We start from the raw sequence: 20,590 nt of genomic DNA on the forward strand, positions 1-20,590 counted from the left end.
GAGGCACTCGCGTGGATGCGCGTCAGGGGCGCGCCGTCCCGGCTGGCGGCCGCCTGGGTGGCCGTGCTGCTACTCATTGCCCTGTTGGCTGCCCCGGCTTCCGCCCTGCGTGCCGCGGGCCAGACGGTTGGCGCAGGGGATCCGGATCCCACCGGTGCGCCGCCGCTGCGCGATTACGTGGTCGATCGCTGGACATCGCGCCAGGGCCTGCCGCACAACTCGATCCGCGACGTGGCCCAGACCCCCGACGGCTATCTGTGGCTGGCCACATGGGAAGGGCTGGTGCGCTACGACGGCCTGGATTTCACCGTCTACAGCCGGGCGACCAGCGAGCCGGCCCTGCCCGACAACGGGGTCGGCGCGTTGTACGTCGACCCCGCCGGCGCGCTGTGGATGAGCGATTCGCGCGGCAACCTGGGTCGTCGGACTCCGGACGGACAATGGCGGTTCTGGATCGGTGTGGACGAAGGGTGGCCGCAGGCCTTGATCCATGCCATGGCGATGGATGCCGACGGTCGTCTGTGGCTGCTGTTCGAAGGCCATGGCCTGGGGCGCCTGGATGGCGACGGCGACTTCGAGTATGTCGCGCCGCCGGACGATGTCCCGCTGCGGGCGAGCTTCTCGCGGATGGCGGTGGACGATGCGGGGCGGATCTGGATCGGCGGTATGGACGGGCTGATGGTGCGGGATCCGTCCGGCTCGGTGCGCAGGGCACCGGCGTCCTTCGGCATGGGGTCCGGACTCGCATGGCCGTACCGTGCGCCCGACGGTGCGATCTGGCTGGTCGCCGGCGACGGCGTCCATCGCCTGGACGGCGATACGCCGCGCCAGGTGCACCGGGTGTCGGGTCAGGGCGTACTGACATCGATGCTGCAGGATCACCACGGCGACCTCTGGATCGGCAGCGAGAGCCGCGGATTGCTGAGGTTGAGCCGGCACGGCGTCGAGGCGCCGCCGTCCGAGTCGACGCAGCCGCCCGGTCGGATCGTCGCCTTGCTCGAGGATGCCGAGGGCAGCCTGTGGGTTGGCGCCAACGGTGGGTTGTTCCGATTCCGCGAAACCCTGTTCACCCGCTGGACTCGTCGCGACGGTCTGAGCGGCGACTATGTGCGCGCGGTGCTGGAGGACCGGGACGGCGCGCTCTGGATCGGCGGCGCGGGTGGGCTGGACCGGATGGCACGCGATGGACGGATCGCGCCGGTCGCCCTCGAGGACGGCGTACCGCCCTCGGTATTGAGCCTGGCTCTGGATGATGCCGGCGATCTCTGGGTAGGGACCTATGGCGGCCGGGTGTACCGACTGCGCGGCGATCGTGTCGTCCAGCGCTTCGAGGCGGCGGACGGCCTGTTGCCCGGACATGCGCGAGCGCTCGCAGTCGATGGGACCGGCGGCGTCTGGGCCGCCACCCAGCACGGACCGGTGCGGATCGCGGAAGGCCGCGTCTCGCGCCCGCGTGCGGAGGGAATGCCATCCGGCCTCGTGACCGCCCTGGCCTGGATCGATGGCGCGCTGTGGATCGGCTCGGTGGAAGGGGCCAGCGTGCTCCGCGCGGGCCTCGTCCGCCGCATCGCGCTGGAGCGCCTGAGCGGCGCGCGCAGCGTGTTCGGGTTCCAGTCGGTGGGTGGCGACGTCTGGATCTCGACCGACCGAGGCCTGTACCGGGATCGCGACGGCACGCTGGCGCGCGTGGGGCTGGAGCAGGGGCTGCCGGTGGATACGGTGTTCCAACTGGTGCCCGACCGGTTGGGCAATGGCTGGATCACCACCAATCGGGGTGTGCTGCGCGCGCGGATGGACGATCTCGACGCGGTGGCCGACGGTCGCCTGGAGCGCCTGCCGCTGGAACGTTACGACGAGACCGACGGCATGGCGAATGCGCAGGGCAACGGCAGCTCCGGCCCTTCGGCGATCCTGCGCGCGGACGGCAGTGTCTGGGTGACGACGGCCGGGGGGCTGAGCGTGGTCGATCCGCGCCGCTGGCAGGGATTCAGCGAACGGCCGTCGCCGCGGCCGGCGATCGAGTCGGTCCGGGTGGACGGCCTGGACCGCCACTGGCACGACGGCGACCGGCTCCCGGGCGGTGCGCGGATCTCGGTGTCCTACGTCGGCCTGAGTTTTCTGATACCCGAGCGCATCCGCTACCGCACCCGGCTCGACGGTCTCGACGCGCGCTGGATGGAGCATGATCGCCAGCGCCGGGTCGAATTCGTCGGTCTGCCCCCGGGCGACTACACCCTGCGCATCGCGGCCGCGCATCCCGAGGGCGAGTGGAGCGCCGACGAGGCCAGCTGGCAGTTCTCGGTCGCACCGTTGTGGTGGCAGCGTGCGGAAGTGCGGACGCTCGCCGTCGTCGCGCTCCTGCTGACGCTGTTCGGGCTGTACCGAATGAAGATGCGCCGCTACGAGGCGGCCAACGCGCGTCTGGTCCGCCTCGTCGACGACCGCACCTCGGCGCTGAAGACCCAGACGGATCAGTTGCTTCTGGCCGACAGCGAGAAGAACGAGCTGTTGCAGCAACTGCGCGCGCAGTCCGATACGTTCGAACGTCAAGCCTACGAAGATGCGTTGACCGCCCTGCCGAACCGGCGCAGTTTCGATGAGGCCCTGCAGCGCGAATTCGCGCTCGCACGGCGCCGGCCGCAGCCGTTGTGCGTGCTGGTGCTGGACGTCGACCACTTCAAGTCGATCAACGATCGGCATACCCATGCCGGTGGCGATGCCGTGCTGCGCGAGATCGGGGCATTGCTGGCGACCACGACGCGCGCTTCGGATGTCGCCGCCCGTGTGGGAGGCGAGGAGTTCGGCATCGTGCTGGTCGATGCGACCCGCGACGACGCGATCGCGTTGTTCGACCGGCTGCGCGAACGTCTGGCCGCGCGTGCCGACTGGGGCGGTGTGGATGGTCTGCAGGTCACGATCAGCGCGGGCACGGCCGTGCTCGAACCCGACGACACGTCGCCCTCGCCGATGCTGCGGCGCGCGGACGAGGCGCTGTACCGGGCCAAGCGCGACGGCCGCGATCGCATCCATGTCGGATAGGCCGGCACGGGGTTACGCAGGGGTCATCCAGGCGATCCACGCAGCGCTAGACTGCGGGTCGTAAAGTCGAGGACGCGGGGACGACCCCGCCTCTCCAGCTCGCACGGGGACGGCCCCATCCATCGGGACTGTCGTCATGCACTGGACCATTCTCTTCCTCGCCGGCCTGTTCGAAATCGTCTGGGCGGTCGGTCTCAAGTACACCGAGGGTTTCACCCGGCTCTGGCCCACCGTCGGCACCTTCGCCGCGATGGCGGTCAGCTTCGCCCTGCTCGCGCACGCGATGAAGGGGTTGCCCCTCGGCACCGCCTATGCGGTCTGGGTGGGCATCGGTGCGGTCGGTACCGCCCTGGTGGGCATCGCCGTGCTCGGCGAACCCGCCAACCCGGGCCGTCTGCTCAGCATTGCGCTGATCGTGGCCGGCGTGGTCGGACTCAAGCTTGCGGCCTGATCGCGCCGCGCAGCCGGTCATCCGGGCCACCTCCGCGGCATCGGTGGGGACGCCGATGCCGTGGACGGGGTGCGCCGTACCGGTTTGAAGAACGCTTGAAGTCGTCGGTGCAGGCTGCTCCCGTCTTCCAAGGAGCCTGCCCATGACCATGCGTTTCGGCGTTTTTTCATCCCTTCTGCTGTGGGTCGCGATCGCGCACCCGGCCCAGGCCGCGTCCGCGCCCACCACCGACACGGTCCTGATCGTGGTCAGTGGAGAAGGGCGCGACGACGGTAGCCGACCAGGCTACGAATTCGACGAGCTGTCGCAGGCATGGCTGATTTTCCGCGACAACGGCCTGGAGGTGGAGATCGCCAGTCCTCGCGGCGGCGCCGTGGTTGCCGATCGTTACGATCCGGAAGCACCCTACAACGCGCGCTTGCTGGCCGATGCGGCGGCGATGACGGCGCTCCAGGCGACCCGGGCCACCGGCGAGCTGTCGGCAGCCGATTACGCCGCGATCTATGTCGTCGGTGGCAAAGGCGCGATGTTCGATCTGCCGGTGGATACCGCATTGCAATCCCTGATGGCGGATGTCTACGAGCAGGGTGGGGTGCTGGCCGCCGTCTGCCACGGGCCGGCTGCGCTGGCCGAGGTGCGACGACACGACGGTTCTCTGCTGGTCGCCGGACGCACCGTCACCGGATTCACCAACGAGGAGGAGGCGTTGTTCGGAAAGAAGTGGGCCGCAACGTTTCCCTGGCTCCTCGAGGATGCGATGCGCGAGCGCGGCGCGCATTGGCGAGAGGTGCCGCCGGTCCTGTCCGGCATCGTCGTGGATGGGCGCCTGATCACAGGGCAGAACCCGTACTCCACGCCTGCGCTCGCCGAAGCCCTCGTACGCGCGACCGGTCGGACGCCGGTCGTGCGCGCACCGTGGCGCGAGGAGCGCGCCGTGGCGCTGGTGCAGCGGCTGCTCGACGGCGAAGACGATACGGTCGCGACCGAATTGGCATCGGACCGGGAGAACATCCACGTCGATCTGATCGGCATGATCGGCTATTACCACCTGCAGGCCGCGGAGTCCCCCACGGCGATCGAGAGCGCGGTGGCCGTGATGGCGCTGGCGGCGCCTTACATGGACGAGCCGCGTCTCCATCTGGCGATCGCCGAGGGCTGGTGGCGGCTGGAGGACGCGACGCGGGCACGGGACGTGCTGCACCCGATGCTGGTGCGCTGGCCCGACTTCGCTCAAGCTGGCGAACTCCTGCAACGGATCGACGGCACACGATGAGCGGTGATGCCCTGCACGTGCTGGTGGTGGAGGACAATCCGGCGCTGCGCGACCAGTTGCGGACGCTGCTGGAGGCGAGGGGGCATCGTGTCGGGCTGGCGGCGGACGGGCGCAGCGGCCTGCAACTGGCTCTGGCCGACCCGCCCGACGTGCTGGTGCTCGATCTCGGCCTGCCAGGGCTGGACGGCCTCCGGGTCTGCGCGCGCCTGCGCGCCGAGGCCGATCGCCACGTGCCCGTCCTGATGCTCACCGCACGCGATGGGATCGACGACAAGCTGGCCGGTTTCGCGACAGGGGCCGACGATTACCTGACCAAGCCTTTTTCCGGGGACGAGCTGCTGGCGCGCTGTACCGCCCTGTCCCGACGCCATCGCTTGGGGGATTCGCACGTGCTGCGTATCGGCAGTCTGCACATCAATCGCCGCAGCGGCGACGTCGTGCGCGACGGACATCGGCTGGAGCTGCACCCCACCGCGCTGCGTCTGCTGCTGGCGCTGGCCGAGGCGTCGCCACGGACCTTGACCCGCAGCGAACTCAACCGGCGTCTCTGGGGCGAGGACGCGCCGGCGTCGGACCCGTTGCGCTCGCACCTCTACCTGCTGCGGCAGGCGCTCGACCGGCCGTTCGCGGTACCGATGGTGCGCACCGTCCACGGGGTGGGCTTTCGTCTGGAGGCCGACGCGTGAGTGCGCCGAAGCGATGGCTGCATCGGCGCATCATGTTGGCCTTCGCCGGTTTCACCACGCTGGTGACGCTGGTGTTCGGGCTGTACGTGTTCGTCTTCGCCTACAGCGTCGAGGACCTGTTCTTCGATGCACTGCTCGAACAGGAGGCCGGCATCCTGCTCGAGCAGTACCGCGAGTCCGGACACTGGGGCGAACCGCGCGCTGCGGGCATGTCCCTGGTCGAGCACGTCACGGCGCTGCCGGACGGCATTCATGCCCGCCTCGTCGCCGAGCCGGGCAGAACCGAGTTCGCCGGGGACGAGGGGCGTCACTTCCATCTTCGTGCGCTCGAATTTCCGTCCCAGGGTTCGCTGCCGGCCACTGCGCTGTCGGGCGCATGGCTGGTGGCGGAAGTCAGCGACCAGCTCGTGGTGCGCCCGCGTCGCGGCGCGTTGATCGCACTGCTCGGCTGGTCCGGTGCGGCAATGATCGGATTGGCGCTGTTGCTCGGTGCCTGGCTGGCGCACCGGATCGCGACGCCGTTGTCGCGGTTGGCCGTACGGGTCGATGCCTCCGACGCGGACGCGTTGCCGCGCGGTCTGGCCGACGACTTCCCCGACGACGAGGCGGGGGTGCTGGCGCGGGCCCTGGACCGCATGGTGGCGCGTGTCGAAGCGTTCGTGCTGCGGGAGCGGGAGTTCACTCGCGATGCGAGTCACGAATTGCGCACCCCGCTGACGGTCATCCGCAGCGCCGCCGAACTGCTCGCGCGGGAGCCGCATCTGTCGGTGGTAGGTCGGACGCAGGTCGAGCATGTGCTGCACTCGGCCCGGCAGCTCGAACAGACGGTCGCGACGTTGCTGGCACTGGCACGCGAAGACCGTGCGGCCGGAGTAGGGTCGGACGAACGAACGGCGGTGCTGCCGGTGCTGGAGCGGGTGATCGTCGAGCAGTCGTCGCTGCTGGAGGGGAAGCCGGTCGAGGTCGACATCGCCGTGTCGCCGGATGCGCGGATCGCTGCGCCCGAGGCGGCGGTGCACATCCTGCTCGCGAACCTGGTCGGCAACGCCTTCGCGCATACGGACGACGGCGTCGTCCGCATCGATGTCGACGACGGTCGCTTGCGCATCGTCAATCCCGGCGGGGGCGTGCAGGAGGCGGATTTCCAGCCGCACGTCCGGGGCGAGGGCAGCGCGGGACACGGTCTCGGTCTCGCCATCGTGCGCAGGCTGTGCGAGCGATACGGGGTCGACCTGCGAATCGGGACACAGGCAGGGCGCACGGTGGCCGGTATCCGTCTGCTCCCGCCGTCGCCGGCGACATCGATGGGCAGGTGACCGCCGTCGGCGGATGGGGTCCGGCGCGACGTTCAGCAGGAGGTCGGCACCGTTCGTGCGTCCGGGGTACGGCCGCTACGGCTCAGGCCGACGGCCCCGCCGGGCCTGGCCATGCGTTGACGATGTTGCAGAACAGCCGTGCGGTCTGTTCCGCGTCGTAGACGGCGGAGTGGGCCTCGTCCTGGTTCCAGTCGAATCCGGCGGCCTGGACGGCACGCGCGAGTACCGTCTGGCCGTAGGCCACGCCGGCCAGGGTGACGGTGTCGAAGACGCTGAAGGGATGGAACGGGTTGCGTTTGTGGCCGCTGCGGGCCACGGCGGCGTTGAGGAAGTTGAGGTCGAAGTGCGCGTTGTGGCCGACCAGGATGGCGCGCTGGCAGCCGTGTTTCTTCACGGCGTTGCGCACCGGGCCGAACACGTGGTTGAGCGCCTCGCGTTCTTCCTTGGCCAGCCGGAACGGGTGGTCGAGATCGATACCGGTCACTTCCAGCGATTTCGGATCGATGTCGGTGCCGGGCGCGGGGACGACGTGCGCGCACGAGGTGTCGCCGAGGATCAGCTTGCCGGCGGCGTCGAGATCCAGCGGGACGACCGCGATCTCCAGCAGCGCGTGGCGGTTCCAGTCGAAGCCGCCGGTTTCAACGTCCACGACCACCGGCAGGTAGCCGCGGAACCGCTTCGCCAGGAGACTCGGCGTCGAGACGTCGCGCTCCGGAGCGTCCGCGGCGGACAGGGCGGCGCCGGGGAGGTCCGAGGGATCGGAAGTCTGCATACGAGGCGATCAGTCCGCGCGGCCGGAGAACTCGCCGGTGGTCGTGTTGACCAGCACGCGCTCCCCATTGGTGATGTACTCGGGCACCTGGATTTCCAGGCCGGTGGACAGGCGCGCGGGCTTCGGACGCTTGGTCGCGGTGCCGCCCTTGAGCTCCGGCGGCGTGTCGACGACCTCCAGAGCGATGGTCTGCGGCAATTGCAGGCCGACCGGCTGATCGTCGATCAACTGCACGTGGCAGCCGCCCAGGCCTTCGGTGATGTAGCCCGAGGCATCGCCGACGACGTCGGCATCCAGCGGATAGGAGGTGTAGTCCTCGTCGTCCAGGAACACGAACGCATCGCCGTCCATGTACGAGAAGCTCGCCTGTCGACGCAGCAGCTCGACCTCGGACAACTGGTCGTCGGAGTCGAAGCTGGCATCGAGCTTGTTGCCGCCGGGTACGCTGTACATGGTGAAGCGGAAGCGGACGTTGCCGCCCCGGCCCTGCGGCGAGCTGCGGTCGATGTCGCGGATCTGGTAGACGCCGCCGGCGTGCTCGACGACGTTGCCCTTCTTGATGTCGCTGGCTTTCATGATGTGGATGGTTCGCTCGTGGTCCGCAGCGACTAATCGAGGGCCGCCTGGGAGGGTGGAATCGGATGGATGTGGAGAATGCAGTGTCGGCTTACTTCGGGGCCAGGCGCACCGCGCCATCGAGGCGGATGGTCTCGCCGTTGAGGTAGGGGCTGCCCAGAATGTAGGCGACCAGATCGGCGAACTCGGCCGGCTGGCCGAGACGCGACGGGAACGGGATCGAGGCCGACAGCGCGGTCTGCACGTCCTCGGGCATGCCGTCCACCATCGGGGTCCAGAAGATGCCGGGAGCGATCGTGTTGACGCGGATACCGAAGCGGGCGAACTCGCGCGCCATGGGCAGGGTCATGCCGACCACGCCGGCCTTGGAGGCGGAGTAAGCGGCCTGGCCGATCTGGCCTTCGTAAGCGGCCACCGACGCGGTATTGACGATGACGCCGCGCTCGCCGTCCTGGCCCGGATCGTTGTGCTGCATCACCGCCGCAACGGCCTTGGCGACATTGAAGCTGCCGACCAGATTGACCATCACCGTGGACGAGAAGTGCTGCAGCGCCATCGCGCCGTCGCGGCCGAGCACGCGGCCCGCACCGAGAATGCCCGCGCAGTTGATGCAGGCATTGAGGCCGTCGAGGGCATCGCGCGCGGCCGCGACGTTCGTCGCGACGCCGGCCTCGTCGGTGACGTCGGTGCGGAAGTAGCGCGCCTTGTCTTCGCCGAGCCGCGCGACCGCGTCGGCGCCCTTGGTGTCGTTGACGTCGAACAGGGCGACCTTGCCGCCCTGGGCGACCAGATGCTCGGCGACCGCCAGGCCGAGCCCGGAGACGCCTCCGGTCACGATGGCGCGGATGTCGGAAAGCTGCATGGGCGCTCCTGCTGCGTTGCGTAAAGACCGCAATTCTACCCGGCCGCCTCTCCCGGGGTGGGGACGGCGGTTCGTTGCAGAACGACATGGCTGCGCCCCAGCGGGCGTCCTTCCGGGCCGAAGCGGCGCTCGGCGAACACGATCGCGCAAGGGCCGGCCAGCACCACGCTGCTGCAACGGGTGCCGTAAGCGGCGTCGCGGATGAACGCGGGGGACAGGCGGCGTTCCAGCGCCACGCCCACGCCGGTGTCGGGCAGGGCGTGGTCGGGTGCGGGTGTCGCATCGGCCAACGCCTCGAACAGCGGGGCCAGCCGGTCCGCGTCGAGGGCCTCGACGCCGGGGTCGGCGGCGAGGTCCTGTGCCAGCCAGGTGCGCAAGGCCTGGGTGGCGTGGGTGCTCTTCGGCCAGGCGGCATCGAACGCGCCGTTGGACATGGCATGCCATCCCGGTGCGACCGGCATCGATGTCGGCTCGGGCGCGTTGCCGGCGAAGCACAACGCCTCGCCGTCCCAGGCCAGCAGGTTGAAGCGGCCGTAGTCGCGCGCCTCTGCCTGCAGGCGGTCGGTGAACCCGGCCGCATCCTCGTGTCCACGGACGAAATCGCGGACCAGCCAGCCGCGCGAACGCGGGGCCTGCTCGGGCATCAGGCCACGGCGGACATTGGTGACCGCGGCGAGGCGTCCGCGGTTCGATACCTGCAGCCAGCCACCGCCCGCGACCAGGTCGCGTCCACCGTAGACGTCGTCAGCCTCCGGGTCGGGCTCCGCGGGCGTGGCGGGGCGATCGTGCGCCTCGTCGCGATTGGCGATCAGCACCAGGGGCCAGCGCGGATGCTGGCGATAGGCGAGGGCGATCAGGCACATGGCGGCATGCGGGGCGGGCGAACCGGAAACGGGCCCCGCGAGTGTGGCAGAAGGACGACGGCGAACCTCTTCATTCGTCCGGGCGGGGGCGCGTGTGCACCGGCGCGGGACGGGGCGACACCCAGACCTCAGCGTGGGCAGACGGCGAGTTTGCCCGCGTGCGGGGTGCAGATGCGGTCGCGGCAGGCGATCCCCGCCGGCGTGTTGGCCCGGGGGCATGCGGCCAGGGCCTGTTCGACCTGCTCGCGGATGCGTGCGGCACCGCGAGGCTCCCGGGCGGCGGCCGTTTGCTGTGGTCCGCCCAGGCTCTCCAGCCGGGCGCGTGTCTGGTCGCGGGTGCGCGCGTCGTCGTCGCGGATCTGCGCTACCAGGGAATCCATGGATTCGTGCTGGTCGCCGGCGGCGGCCGTGCTGCCGTCCGGATGGATGATCCGCATCAGCGTATTGAACAGGCCACTGTCCACCGCCGCGCCGTCCTCGGCGGCGGGCGCTGCGGCGGTGGCGCCGGTGGCGCGGCGCGCGACCGCGGGCCGGCGTGCGGCCGGAGCCACCGCGACCGGGGCACCGGCTGCCGCAGCCGCGGCCGTTGCGTCCGGGCCGGGGTCGGTGGCGGTCGCCGAAGCCGCACCGAGACGCCGGAACGGATCGTCGCCGGCACCGGCGATGGGCGCATCGACGATCCGGGCGACATCGGGCGCGGCGTCATCGATCGCCGGGGCAGGCGAGGCTTGCGTCGGCAGGGGGCGATCGTCGAAAGTCTGCGCCCGATCGAGCGGTGCGCCCTGCCAGGCGCGGAACACCGCCAGGAGCAGGAGGACAAGGACGATGAGACCGGCGCACCACAGCAGCACCCTGCGCTGCGACGTCGGAGCGGCAGGCGCGCGCTTGGGCGCACGCGGACGTTCCGGCGCACGCTGCTCCATGTCGGCCAGGATGCGGCCGCCGCCGGACGCCGGGCCGTGTCCATTCCCGCCGACCAGGCTGGGACGAGTCGATTCGCCAGTATTCAAGGGCAATCCTGCGCTTGTCCGGCGTTGGCCGGCTTCATTCCATCGTCCGCATTCTATGCCGCGACCGCGGCGCGTCAACGGCGCGTGAGCCGGAGAGACCGCCGATGATCCTGTTGCTTCTCGCGATTTTCTTCCTGCTGGCGTGCATCGCGACCTGGCTGTTGATGTTCCCGTCGGGCCGCGACGCCGTGGCGAGCTGGCTCGCGCGGCTCGGCGGGCAGGCCTCGCGGCGCGGGCAGAATCTCGGTCGGCGGGTGGCCCGCGGGGTCGATGCGGGCAGTCGCGCCGCGGCATCGGGCGGCAATGGATTCGTGGCGTTCGTTCGCAATCGCCGCTGGGTCCTGCTGGCCACGGCGGGTCTGTTGCTGCTACCTCCGTTGCTGATCCTGGGATTCCGCCAGCAGGTGGTGCTGCCCGGCTTCCAGGGCGACGACCTCGGTGAATCGCGCAGCATGGTGGCGTCGCTGCTGCGCGGCGAGCGGCTGGTGCCGCCGCCCGCGCCGCCACCGGCGGTGTTCACCACCCGGGAGATCCTGGAGGAACGGCCTGAGATCGTGACCGCGGACCGTCGCTGGGACAATGTCGATCCCGACCTGCAGCAGCGCGTGCTGGCGATCTACCAGGTCATGCGGCAGCAATACGGGATCCAGATGGTGCTGGTGGAAGGCTACCGGTCGCCGGAGCGCCAGGCCGAACTGGCCAGCGAAGGGCGCGCCACGCTGGCCGGTGCCTGGGCCAGCTGTCACCAGTACGGGCTCGCGCTCGACAGTGCGCCCATGCGCGACGGCAAGCTGCAATGGAACATGGAGGATCCGTGGACGCATCGGGCCTACTTCCTCTATGGCGAGCTGGCCGAGCAGGCGGGGCTGACCTGGGGCGGGCGCTGGACGCGGATCAAGGATTTCGTCCATGTCGAGGCCACGCAACGGTGTCGCGAGGCCCGCAACGCCCGCCAGCGCGGGGGCTGAGACGCGCGTCCCAGAGTAGAGCGGCAACGCCGCCGGGCGGGCCCGGTGCCTGGTGGCGTTGCCGGATGCGACGCAAGAGGTGCGAAGCGGCTTGGAGTCCTGCTATCTTGGCGACCGGACTCGCCGCGGTCTTCAGAGGAGCGGCATACATAGGGAGACCACGCGATGTCGCGTCCAATCATCGTTACAGGCGACCGCATCGACCACGGGGGAAGCGTGGTGGCGGGCGCACCGACCAGCGACATCGGTGGCAAGCAGATCGCGCGCGTCGGCGATCGGGTCGTCTGCGAGCGTCATGGCCCGACCACGATCGTCTCGGGCGATGCCACGCTGCTCGTGGACGGCCAGCCGGTGGCGCGGCATGGGGACAAGACCGCGTGTGGTGGAACGTTGCTGTCGAGCCAGTCCGGCGCGTTCATCGATTGATCGGGGACGTCGGATGAAGCAGTACGCGGGGTGGGCGGTACGGCAGGGACCGGGGAAGCAGGATATGGCCGCATGATGCGGGCCGTTCTGGTTGTGTTCGTGGTGTTCGCCTGCATCTGGGGTGCGGCGATCGCGTTCTGGCGGATCCGCGATGTGGCGCCGGGCGGCCTGCAGATGGTCCTGGTCCTGGGCGCGTTGCCGCTGGCGATCCTGGGCACCATCGTGCTGATCCGGCGCGCGCGTGCAGCGCGCCGGGATGCGCCCACGCCCCAGGCTGCGGCCCCGGCGTCGGTCGACGCGAACATCGGCGAAGGTCCGCAGCCACCGCCGTTCGCGGTGCTGGCGGGTGCCGTTCGACTGGCATCGGGCACCGATCCCGCCGCGGCGCTGGAGGCCCTGACCCACCCGGAGCGTCCGGGGCTGCATCCGGTGCTGCGCGACCGCGACGGCTTGCCGGTGTTCGCGGCCTGGATCCAGGATCTCGATGTGACCCAGGGCGAGGCGCTTCTGGCGCATTACGCACCGGCCGCTCGTGTCGGCACGGATGTCGCGCGCGCGTTCGCGCTGCTCGACACCACGGCCGAAGAACTCTTTCTCGAGGCGCTGGCCGCGCTGCCGGCGGCGCCGGACGTCGCCAGCCGGGTGGTCGCGGGCATGCACCACCGGCAGACGCCGCAGGCGCGCGAACGCATCGACGTCCAGGTCCTGGTCCCTGCGACCTGGCCGACCGCCGTGCGCGACGGGTGTGCCGCACTGCTGGCCGAGCGGGCCGGCGAGTGCGGCCTGGCGCCGGAGCAGGTGCGTGTCGAGGCGGTGGCGGTGTCCGCCGCCGTCGACGTCTGGCGCCATTTCGAACGCCTGACCGAAGGCGAGGTCGGCCGTCGGGACCGCTGGCATCTCGTCCTGACCGCGGACTCCCAGCTCGACGAACGCAGGTTGCGCGCGATCGAGGCCGGTAGCGGCCTGATGTCCGCGCGGCGCGAGGACGGCGCGGTGCTGGCCGAAGGCGCGGCGGGCGTATTGCTCGCGCCGGCGACCGGCGGGATTCCGGCCGTGGCCGCACTGCACCGGCCGTTGCGCGAGGAGACTTCGCTGGCGTCGTTGCGGGCCGCCGCGCGTGCGACTGCCGATCTCATGAGCGGCGCATTGCGACGTGCCGATGTGAGCGCCGACGCGGTGACGTGCGTGCTCAGCGATGCCGATCACCGGCCCGCCGCGTCCATCGAGGCGACCTCGGCCGCATCGATCGCCTGTCCGGAACTCGACACCGCCACGCAGTGCCCGTCGCTGGGCGTGCCCAACGGCGGACTCGGCATCGTCGCGCCGATCGGCCTGCTGGCGCTGGCGACCGCGCACGTCGCCGCGACCTCGGCGCCCGTGCTGGCGCTGTCGGTCGCCGACGAGCGGCTGCGCCATGCCGTGGCCGTGGTCCCGCCGCCGACGCCAGACCACGCGGCTTCTCCTTCGCAATCCGGCGCCGAATCTCCGGCCGCCGCCTGACGGATCCTCCAGATGTACTTCTTCAGCAGATTCCGCTACTACCTCACCGATTACCGCGTCCTGGCCGCGGTCGCGATCGTTTCGGCCGCGGCCATCGCCATGTTCGGTGCCGACGGCCTGCGCACCATCGGCGTGTGGGTGCTGGCGGTGCTGGTCCTCGGCCTGCTGATCTGGCTGCTGGTCTGGCTGGTGCGCCGCCTGCGCGCGCGACGTGCGGCGAAGGGGATCGACCAGATGGTCGCCGACGATGCCGACCGCGCGGTCGAGCACGCGCGGCCGGCCGCGAAGGCCGATACCGAGGCGCTGCGCACCCGGATGATGGAGGCGGTGTCGGCGATCAAGTCCTCGCGCATCGGCGTGCTCAAAGGCAAGGCGGCGCTGTACGAATTGCCGTGGTACGTGATCATCGGCAACCCGGCGGCGGGCAAGAGCTCGGCAATCCTCAACTCCGGCCTGAAGTTCCCGTTCGGCGACAGCCGCGGCAATGTCATCCAGGGCATCGGCGGCACCCGCAACTGCGACTGGTACTTCACCACCGAGGGCATCGTGCTCGACACCGCGGGCCGTTACTCGGTCAGCGTCGAGGACCGCCTGGAATGGCTGACCTTCCTCGACCTGCTGAAGAAGAACCGCCCGCGCGCGCCGCTCAACGGCATCCTGATCGCGGCCAGCATCGCGGAGCTGTCGGGCAGCAAGCCCGAGTTCGCGATCGAACTCGCCAAGAACCTGCGTCAGCGCGTGCAGGAGATCACTGAGCGGCTGGAAGTGTTCGCACCGGTGTACGTGGTGTTCACCAAGGCGGATCTCATCGCCGGTTTCACCGAGTTCTTCCGCAGCCTGGATCCGTCGGAGCGCGAGAACGTGTGGGGTGCGACCCTGCCGTTCGAGCCCAAGGCCGAGTCGGATGCGCTGAACGCGTTCGACAGCCATTTCGACGAGCTCGCCGAAGGGCTCAAGGAGATGAGCCTGACCCACATGGCGATGCAGCGCGGCGGCCAGGTGTCGCCGGGGCTGCTGACGCTGCCGCTGGAGTTCGCGGGCATCAAGCCGGCACTGCGCACGTTCATCGCCACCCTGTTCGAGGACAACCCCTACCAGTTCAAGCCGGTGTTCCGCGGCTTCTACTTCACCAGTGCGCTGCAGGAAGGCCACTCGGTCCATTACGCGTCGGAGCGGGTGGGTCGGGAGTTCGGCCTGCGGACCGACGGCAGCGCCGTGGCCGAGCCGTCGACCAGCGGGCATTCCGCGCACTTCCTGAAGGACCTGTTCCGCAAGGTCATCTTCGCCGATCGCGACCTGGTCCAGCAGTATTCGAGCCCGCACCGCACGCGGTTGCGGTATGCGGTGTTCTTCGGCTCGATCGCGGTGTTGGCTCTGGTGCTGGGCACCTGGGCCTGGTCGTACACGACGCATCGCCAGTTGGTGGAGAACGCCTCACGCGATCTCGAGCAGGCGGTGCGGGTGCAGGAGAACCGCGTCGATCTGCAATCGCGGATCGAGGCCCTGACCCTGCTGCAGGACCGCCTGGAGCAGCTCGCGCGGCATCGCCAGACCCGCAACCCGCTCACCCGACTGGGCATGTCGCAGGGCGAGCTCATCGAGCGCAAGCTGCTCGACGAGTATTTCCACGGCATGCGCCAGGTGATGCTGGTGCCGACCACTGCGCGCCTGGAAGACTTCCTGGGCGAGGTCGTACGGCGCGACGATGTCCAGCAGGCCGAAGGCGCCAGCGAAACCGCACAGGAGGCGACGCTGTACCAGGAGGCCTCGCCCGACGACGCCAACGACGCCTACAACGCGCTGCGTACCTACCTGATGCTGGGCAATCGCGATCGGGTCGAGCAGGCGCACCTGTCGCATCAGCTCACCCGCTTCTGGCGCGGCTGGCTGGAAGCCAATCGCGGCCAGATGTCGCGCGAAGAGATGGCGCGTGCGGCGGAGAAACTGCTCACGTTCTACGTGGTGCGCGCCGACGACCCCGCCTGGCCGCAGATCGAGACCCGCGTCTCGCTGGTGTCCGACAGCCGCGAGACGCTGCGCCAGGTGATGAAGGGCCAGCCGGCGCTGGAGCGCGTGTTCGCCCAGATCAAGGCGCGCGCGGCGACGCGTTTTCCGACCATCACGGTGGCCGGCCTGATCGGCGAGGACCGCAACCGCGACACCATCGCCGGCAGCTATGCGATTTCCGGCGCGTTCTCGCGCAGGGCCTGGGAGGATTACATCCAGGCCGCCTTCAACGAGGCCGCCGGCAGCCAGCTCAGCACCACCGACTGGGTGCTCGACACCACCGAGCAGAGCGATCTCTCGCTGGCCGGCAGCCCCGAGCACATCTCGCGGCAACTGGCGGCGATGTACAAGCAGGAGTACGCACAGGAGTGGCAGACCTTCCTGCAGGGCGTGAGCGTCAACCGGTTCGAGGACTTCGAGGCCGCCGTACGCCGGATGAACGCCTTGGGCGATCCGCAGAATTCGCCGCTGCGCACGCTCCTCGAGGCGGTCAACGAGCAGACCATCTGGGACAACCCGGCGGCGCTGCGTGCGACCCAGGGCGGCGCCAGAGGCGGCTTCGTCGCCTGGTTCCAGCGTGTGATCCTGCGCCGCTCGCCGTCGATGCCCACGCAGATCAACCCCGACACCGGTCGCCCCGAACAGGCGCCGATGGGGCCGATCGGCAAGACCTTCGAGGGCTTCGCGCGCCTGGTCAGCACCGGTGATGGTCCGGCGCTGATCGACAGCTACTTCCAGACCCTGGCCAAGTTGCGCAGCCGGCTCAACGCCATCAGCAACGAGGGCGAGCCGGGGCCGGGCACCCGTCGGCTGATGCAGGACACCCTGGGCAACGAAGGGTCGGAACTCAATGCGGCGCTGGCGCTGGTCGACGAGCAGATGCTCAACGGCCTCGACGAGACCCAGCGCAATGCCCTGCGCCCGCTGCTGTTGCGGCCGTTGACCGAAACCTTCGCGGCGCTGGTGGCTCCCACCGAGGCCGAGATCAACAAGGTCTGGACCGCACAGGTCTATCGCCCCTTCCGCGACGGCATCGCACGCCAGTTCCCGTTCGACCAGGGCGCCGACGTCGATGCCGCGCAGACCGACATCGCCGCGATCTTCGGCAACAGCGGTGCGGTGGCGAGCTTCAACAAGGAAGCGCTGGGCACCCTGGTGATCCAGCGCGGCAGCTTGCTCGAACCGCGTCGCTGGGCCGGGATGGGCATCACCCTGTCGCCCGACCTGGTCAGCGGTTACGGCGACTGGGTGAGCGGCAGCGCCGCCGGTGCGGGCGGGCAGGAGACCACGATCTTCCAGATCCAGCCGTCGCCCGCGATCGGTGCGGTGGAGTACACCCTGGAGATCGACGGGCAGACCATGCGTTATCGCAACACGCCGCCCACCTGGACCACGTTCCAGTGGCCGAATGCCGGCGCCGTGCCCGGTGCCACCTTGTCGGTCGTGACCAGCGACGGGCGGACCCTGCGGCTGGTGGAAGCCCCGGGCAGCAACGGCTTCGTCCGTTTGATGGAAGCCGCGCGCGTGGAGAGCCGCGCCGACAGCAGCACGGTGACCTGGAGCGCGGAAGGCGTCTCGATCACCATGGAGATGCGTATCACCCGGCGCGCGGGTGCCACCAGCGGTGGCAGCGGCGAGTGGCAACGCGGGCTGCAGCTGCCGTCCACGGTCGCCGGCGACGACAACGCCACACCCAGCCCGTCCGCGACCGCGGCGCCGGGCGCAGCCACGGAGGAGGGCGCATGACGCAGACGGTGAGTGCCCCGGTCAGTTACTTCGGCAAGATTCCCGGGCGCGGCGATTTCGTACGCACCGCCGACAATCATCAGCTGATGGCGCTGCTCGATCGCTGGGCCGGTGGCAGCATCGAACTGCTCAGCCGCAACCCCGACTGGAAGCGCCTCTACGACGCGACCCCGGGTGTGGCCTACGCCTTCCTGGGCTCGCGCAGCCGGCTGGTGGTGTGCGGTCATTTCCGCCCCAGCCACGATGCGTCGTCGCGTCGCTTCCCGCTGCTGTCGGCGGTCCGGATCGAGGTCGCCCAGCCGCTGCCGTTCCTGGCCCGCAGCCCGCTGGCGCTGTCGCGCGTGTGGTCCGGCCTGTCGCGGCTGTCGGGCGACGCGGTCGCCGCGGCCGACGCGCCCGAGGACGCCCTGCGTGCGCTGGGCGAGGCCCGCTACGATCTCGCGATCGAAGCCGGTGCCTACCAGGCGCCGTTCGACGACTTCCTGGAAATGGAAACCGTGGGTTCGCTGGAGACGCGCCTGCGCGAGTCCGGACACCCCGAAGTATCGCTGCGGCGTATGCTGCCCGCGCTGGGGCTGCTGCTGCAGCCGCTGCTGACCGGCGGCGGCGTGAGCATCGACAAGGGACTCGAGTTGCCGCTGCCGCGCGATTCGCTGCATCGGCCGCTGGTGGCGTCGTTCTGGCTGGACCTGGTGTCCGGGTTCATCGGCCGTGGCGATTTCGAGATCGCGGTGCTGATCCGGGACGAGGACGCCCCGCGCCTGATCCTGGGCTTCAACGGTGCCGAGGAGCAGGTGCTGGGTTCGGTGCTCGATCCGGCCGTCGCGCAGGAGTACCTGATCCGGGGCAGCCAGGCCGACTGGGTGGACGACTACCTGCCCGGCGATTACGCGCTCAACAAGCTGGCGAGCTATCTCGATCGCCACGATCTCTCGCTGAAGACCGCGCGCAAGCTGTTCGGCGAAACCTTCATGGGAACCTGACATGCGCACGATGACGTTCCGCACGCTGTGGCTCGCCGCCCTGTTCGCCGCCAGCGCGGCCGCGCAGGATGTGGGCGCGCCGGTCGTCGCCGAAGGCGTGGTGCCCGACCAAGCGACCAAATCCCAGATCCTCGACCGCCTGCGCGAGGTCTACGGCGCCGAGCGCGTGGTCGACCGGATCCAGGTCGAGTCGATTCCCACGCCGCCCAACTGGGGCGATTACGTGTCCAACATGATCGGCCCGGGCTTGCGCCGGGTGTCCGGCGGTGCGCTCGAAGTCAACGGCCAGGCCGTGCGGATCACCGGCGACGTGGTCAACGAGGCCCAGCGGCAGCAGGTGGCCAGCGAGCTCAGCCTCGCCAGCAGCAGCCGCTATACCGTCACCAACAGCCTGGGCACCGGCGGGTCGGGACAGGGCCTGCTGGATGCGACGCTGGGCGATCGCATCATCGAGTTCGAAAGCGGCAGCGCCACGTTGACTGCGGTCGGCCGGGGCATTCTCGACGAGATGGCCGGGGGGTTGCGCGAGATCGGCGATGCGCGCGTGCAGATCGTCGGACATACCGACAACGTGGGTGCGCGACAGGCGAACGTCGCCCTGAGCCAGGCGCGTGCGCTGGCGGTGCGCGATTATCTGGTCGGCCAGGAGATCGCGGTCGAGAACCTCAGCGTGCTGGGCGTGGGACCGGACGATCCGATCGCCGACAACGACACCGACGAGGGCCGTGCCCGCAACCGGCGCATCCAGTTCAGGGTGCTCTGACGGCGGTCGCCCCGAGGCCGCCGCGCATGCAGCGATCGGCATGCGGGGAGGTGTCGACGGGATGCGGCGGTCGTCACGGGGCGGCGCGGGTCGCGTCGCAGGCATGCTCCCGCATCGCGCGTCCATTCATGAAAGCGCGATTGGCCGTCGGGTCAATGCGCTCGGCGCGAGGCGCCATAAGGCTCGGAATGGCCGGGTCGGCCCGACCAGCGGACGCGGTCGGTCAGGCGTAGGGATCCTGCGGGTTGTTGTCGACGTCGAGCATTTCCTCCATCTGTTCCAGCGTGGAATGGTCCTTGATGACCCGCTTGAGCCAGATGTGCAGCGGCATTTCGCCCCAGCGTGCGGCCTTGTCGGCCAGATAGGCGACCGGGCTGTGCGGCTCGGTGCGACGGAAGAATTCCGCGACCTGCCGGAGTTGCGCCAGCGCCTGCTTGCGCGAGGTGGGCGGACCGCCAACGGGGCCGCCCGCGGCCGGAGCGGCGGACACCGCACCGTCGGCCGAGGCCGCATCGGCGTCGTACGTCGACGTTTCGGTGATGCCGGCCCCGCCGTCGACCAAGACGCCGGCTTCGCGCGCGAAGCGGCCGACCATGCGGCGGAGGTCGTCGATCTGGTCGGTGGCGGCGGCGAAGCTCGGGCCGTCAACGCCCAGGCGCGCGTCCACGGCCAGTTGCAGTTCGCGCAGCGCATCGGCGCACTCGTCGACGTTCGCGGAGAGTTGCTGATAGAACGCGTGCGGGGTATCGCGACGCGCGGCCTCGAGCAGTTCGAGACCCGGTCGCCCGTCGTGTGCGTCCTGCTCGCCGCGCGCGTGTGCGGACTCGAAGTCGCCGAGGCCGTAGCGACCTTGCGGCGCCTGCACGATCGGCAGCATGCGCAGCCACTGCAGCGAATTGCTCAACAGCCAGCTCAGATTGCCGATCCGCTCTTCGTGGTCGTCGCCGTCGGGCAGGGGATGCAGGCTGTCCCAGTAGCGGTCGCACAGCCCCGCCACGAGGCGGAAGCCGGCGGCCAGGCCTGCGAACCCGTGCAACTGGCCATTGGCCTCGGCCAGCCAGCCGGCCACGCGCAGATCCTTGGTGCGGGTGCGCAACAGGTCCGTGCACAGGCGTGCGGCGGTGGTCCAGTCGGCCACCTTGATGTCGGTGACCCACTCGCCCTGTTCGATGGTCGGGTCGTCCGCGCGCCGCGCGTCCTGGATCGCATCGAGCTCGATGGAGAAGGCGAGATCCTCGCCGGCGGGATACGCCTCGTCGATGGGCGCGAGCAGGTCGTCCAGGTCCAGCATGTCCGGGAGAGTCCGTTCCAGAATCCGGTCCCGATTCTACCCGCTCCGGACCTCGCGC

General features: G+C 69.9%; 17 protein-coding genes. 11 read left to right on the top strand and 6 right to left on the bottom strand.

The annotated features are described in order from the left end of the window. Nucleotides 1-15: 15 nt before the first annotated feature. The 5 genes from RG19_RS05195 to RG19_RS05215 all read left to right on the top strand — a co-directional run bounded on the left by RG19_RS05195 (nt 16) and on the right by RG19_RS05215 (nt 6,765). Complete coding sequence (locus RG19_RS05195) at nt 16-3,039, top strand: ligand-binding sensor domain-containing diguanylate cyclase (protein ID WP_157515163.1); 3,024 nt, start codon at nt 16-18, stop codon at nt 3,037-3,039. Nucleotides 3,040-3,175: 136 nt separating this feature from the next. After that, complete coding sequence (gene sugE / locus RG19_RS05200) at nt 3,176-3,490, top strand: quaternary ammonium compound efflux SMR transporter SugE (protein WP_058834344.1); 315 nt, start codon at nt 3,176-3,178, stop codon at nt 3,488-3,490. Nucleotides 3,491-3,632: 142 nt separating this feature from the next. After that, on the top strand, nt 3,633-4,763 hold the full coding sequence (locus tag RG19_RS05205; protein ID WP_058834345.1) for a type 1 glutamine amidotransferase domain-containing protein: 1,131 nt from the start codon (nt 3,633-3,635) through the stop codon (nt 4,761-4,763). 11 nt (nt 4,764-4,774) lie between these two features. Beyond that, a complete protein-coding gene (locus RG19_RS05210; RefSeq protein ID WP_058836424.1) occupies nt 4,775-5,449 on the top strand; it encodes a response regulator transcription factor in 675 nt (224 codons plus the stop codon). Continuing rightward, the gene (locus RG19_RS05215) at nt 5,446-6,765 is read left to right on the top strand and encodes a sensor histidine kinase (protein WP_058834346.1); all 1,320 of its coding nucleotides are present in this window, start codon (nt 5,446-5,448) and stop codon (nt 6,763-6,765) included. Before RG19_RS05210 ends, RG19_RS05215 begins: the two co-directional genes overlap by 4 nt. 82 nt (nt 6,766-6,847) lie before the next feature. On the opposite strand, the gene rnt is transcribed toward RG19_RS05215, so the two are convergent. The 5 genes from rnt to RG19_RS05240 form a co-directional block, all read right to left on the bottom strand. Continuing rightward, nucleotides 6,848-7,537 carry a ribonuclease T gene (gene rnt, locus RG19_RS05220; protein WP_082672488.1) on the bottom strand — a complete coding sequence of 230 codons (690 nt, stop codon included), beginning with the start codon at nt 7,535-7,537 and terminating at the stop codon, nt 6,848-6,850. A 9-nt stretch (nt 7,538-7,546) separates the two neighbouring features. Then, nucleotides 7,547-8,113, bottom strand: a complete 567-nt coding sequence (yeiP, locus tag RG19_RS05225) for an elongation factor P-like protein YeiP (protein ID WP_058834347.1) — start codon at nt 8,111-8,113, stop codon at nt 7,547-7,549. 91 nt (nt 8,114-8,204) lie between these two features. Beyond that, entirely contained in the window at nt 8,205-8,975 is a 771-nt protein-coding gene (locus RG19_RS05230; protein ID WP_058834348.1) for an SDR family NAD(P)-dependent oxidoreductase, read from the bottom strand. A gap of 35 nt (nt 8,976-9,010) precedes the next feature. Continuing rightward, nucleotides 9,011-9,838, bottom strand: a complete 828-nt coding sequence (locus RG19_RS05235; protein ID WP_058834349.1) for an NRDE family protein — start codon at nt 9,836-9,838, stop codon at nt 9,011-9,013. 128 nt (nt 9,839-9,966) lie between these two features. Beyond that, complete coding sequence (locus RG19_RS05240) at nt 9,967-10,848, bottom strand: hypothetical protein (protein WP_157515164.1); 882 nt, start codon at nt 10,846-10,848, stop codon at nt 9,967-9,969. A 104-nt stretch (nt 10,849-10,952) separates the two neighbouring features. Here RG19_RS05240 and RG19_RS05245 point away from each other — a divergent pair, with 104 nt between their 5' ends. From RG19_RS05245 to RG19_RS05270, 6 genes are all read left to right on the top strand, one after another. Beyond that, on the top strand, nt 10,953-11,816 hold the full coding sequence (locus RG19_RS05245) for a M15 family metallopeptidase (protein WP_058834351.1): 864 nt from the start codon (nt 10,953-10,955) through the stop codon (nt 11,814-11,816). A 165-nt stretch (nt 11,817-11,981) separates the two neighbouring features. Then, nucleotides 11,982-12,242 (top strand): PAAR domain-containing protein, encoded by a 261-nt coding sequence (locus tag RG19_RS05250; RefSeq protein ID WP_058834352.1) that lies wholly within the window; start codon nt 11,982-11,984, stop codon nt 12,240-12,242. Nucleotides 12,243-12,314: 72 nt separating this feature from the next. Then, nucleotides 12,315-13,742, top strand: coding sequence for a hypothetical protein (locus tag RG19_RS05255; RefSeq protein ID WP_058834353.1), 1,428 nt, complete (start codon nt 12,315-12,317; stop codon nt 13,740-13,742). Nucleotides 13,743-13,754: 12 nt separating this feature from the next. After that, the gene (gene tssM, locus RG19_RS05260; protein ID WP_058834354.1) at nt 13,755-17,495 is read left to right on the top strand and encodes a type VI secretion system membrane subunit TssM; all 3,741 of its coding nucleotides are present in this window, start codon (nt 13,755-13,757) and stop codon (nt 17,493-17,495) included. Next, nucleotides 17,492-18,478 carry a type VI secretion system-associated protein TagF gene (gene tagF / locus RG19_RS05265; protein ID WP_058834355.1) on the top strand — a complete coding sequence of 329 codons (987 nt, stop codon included), beginning with the start codon at nt 17,492-17,494 and terminating at the stop codon, nt 18,476-18,478. Before tssM ends, tagF begins: the two co-directional genes overlap by 4 nt. A 1-nt stretch (nt 18,479) precedes the next feature. Next, entirely contained in the window at nt 18,480-19,241 is a 762-nt protein-coding gene (locus RG19_RS05270; protein ID WP_058834356.1) for an OmpA family protein, read from the top strand. Nucleotides 19,242-19,464: 223 nt separating this feature from the next. Here RG19_RS05270 and tssA read toward each other — a convergent pair whose 3' ends face one another. Continuing rightward, nucleotides 19,465-20,532: a type VI secretion system protein TssA gene (gene tssA, locus RG19_RS05275; RefSeq protein WP_058834357.1), complete on the bottom strand. Its 1,068-nt coding sequence runs from the start codon at nt 20,530-20,532 to the stop codon at nt 19,465-19,467. Between the last annotated feature and the right edge of the window lie 58 nt (nt 20,533-20,590).

Source organism: Luteimonas abyssi, from assembly GCF_001482195.1.
Taxonomy (GTDB): Bacteria; Pseudomonadota; Gammaproteobacteria; order Xanthomonadales; family Xanthomonadaceae; genus Luteimonas; species Luteimonas abyssi.

Excerpts from the sequence above, each read along its gene's own strand:
- RG19_RS05195 (WP_157515163.1), top strand. The coding sequence starts at position 16 with ATGCGCGTCAGGGGCGCGCCGTCCCGGCTGGCGGCCGCCTGGGTGGCC.
- sugE (WP_058834344.1), top strand. The coding sequence starts at position 3,176 with ATGCACTGGACCATTCTCTTCCTCGCCGGCCTGTTCGAAATCGTCTGG.
- RG19_RS05205 (WP_058834345.1), top strand. The coding sequence starts at position 3,633 with ATGACCATGCGTTTCGGCGTTTTTTCATCCCTTCTGCTGTGGGTCGCG.
- rnt (WP_082672488.1), bottom strand. The coding sequence starts at position 7,537 with ATGCAGACTTCCGATCCCTCGGACCTCCCCGGCGCCGCCCTGTCCGCC.
- yeiP (WP_058834347.1), bottom strand. The coding sequence starts at position 8,113 with ATGAAAGCCAGCGACATCAAGAAGGGCAACGTCGTCGAGCACGCCGGC.
- RG19_RS05230 (WP_058834348.1), bottom strand. The coding sequence starts at position 8,975 with ATGCAGCTTTCCGACATCCGCGCCATCGTGACCGGAGGCGTCTCCGGG.
- RG19_RS05235 (WP_058834349.1), bottom strand. The coding sequence starts at position 9,838 with ATGTGCCTGATCGCCCTCGCCTATCGCCAGCATCCGCGCTGGCCCCTG.
- RG19_RS05245 (WP_058834351.1), top strand. The coding sequence starts at position 10,953 with ATGATCCTGTTGCTTCTCGCGATTTTCTTCCTGCTGGCGTGCATCGCG.
- RG19_RS05250 (WP_058834352.1), top strand. The coding sequence starts at position 11,982 with ATGTCGCGTCCAATCATCGTTACAGGCGACCGCATCGACCACGGGGGA.
- RG19_RS05255 (WP_058834353.1), top strand. The coding sequence starts at position 12,315 with ATGATGCGGGCCGTTCTGGTTGTGTTCGTGGTGTTCGCCTGCATCTGG.
- tssM (WP_058834354.1), top strand. The coding sequence starts at position 13,755 with ATGTACTTCTTCAGCAGATTCCGCTACTACCTCACCGATTACCGCGTC.
- tagF (WP_058834355.1), top strand. The coding sequence starts at position 17,492 with ATGACGCAGACGGTGAGTGCCCCGGTCAGTTACTTCGGCAAGATTCCC.
- RG19_RS05270 (WP_058834356.1), top strand. The coding sequence starts at position 18,480 with ATGCGCACGATGACGTTCCGCACGCTGTGGCTCGCCGCCCTGTTCGCC.
- tssA (WP_058834357.1), bottom strand. The coding sequence starts at position 20,532 with ATGCTGGACCTGGACGACCTGCTCGCGCCCATCGACGAGGCGTATCCC.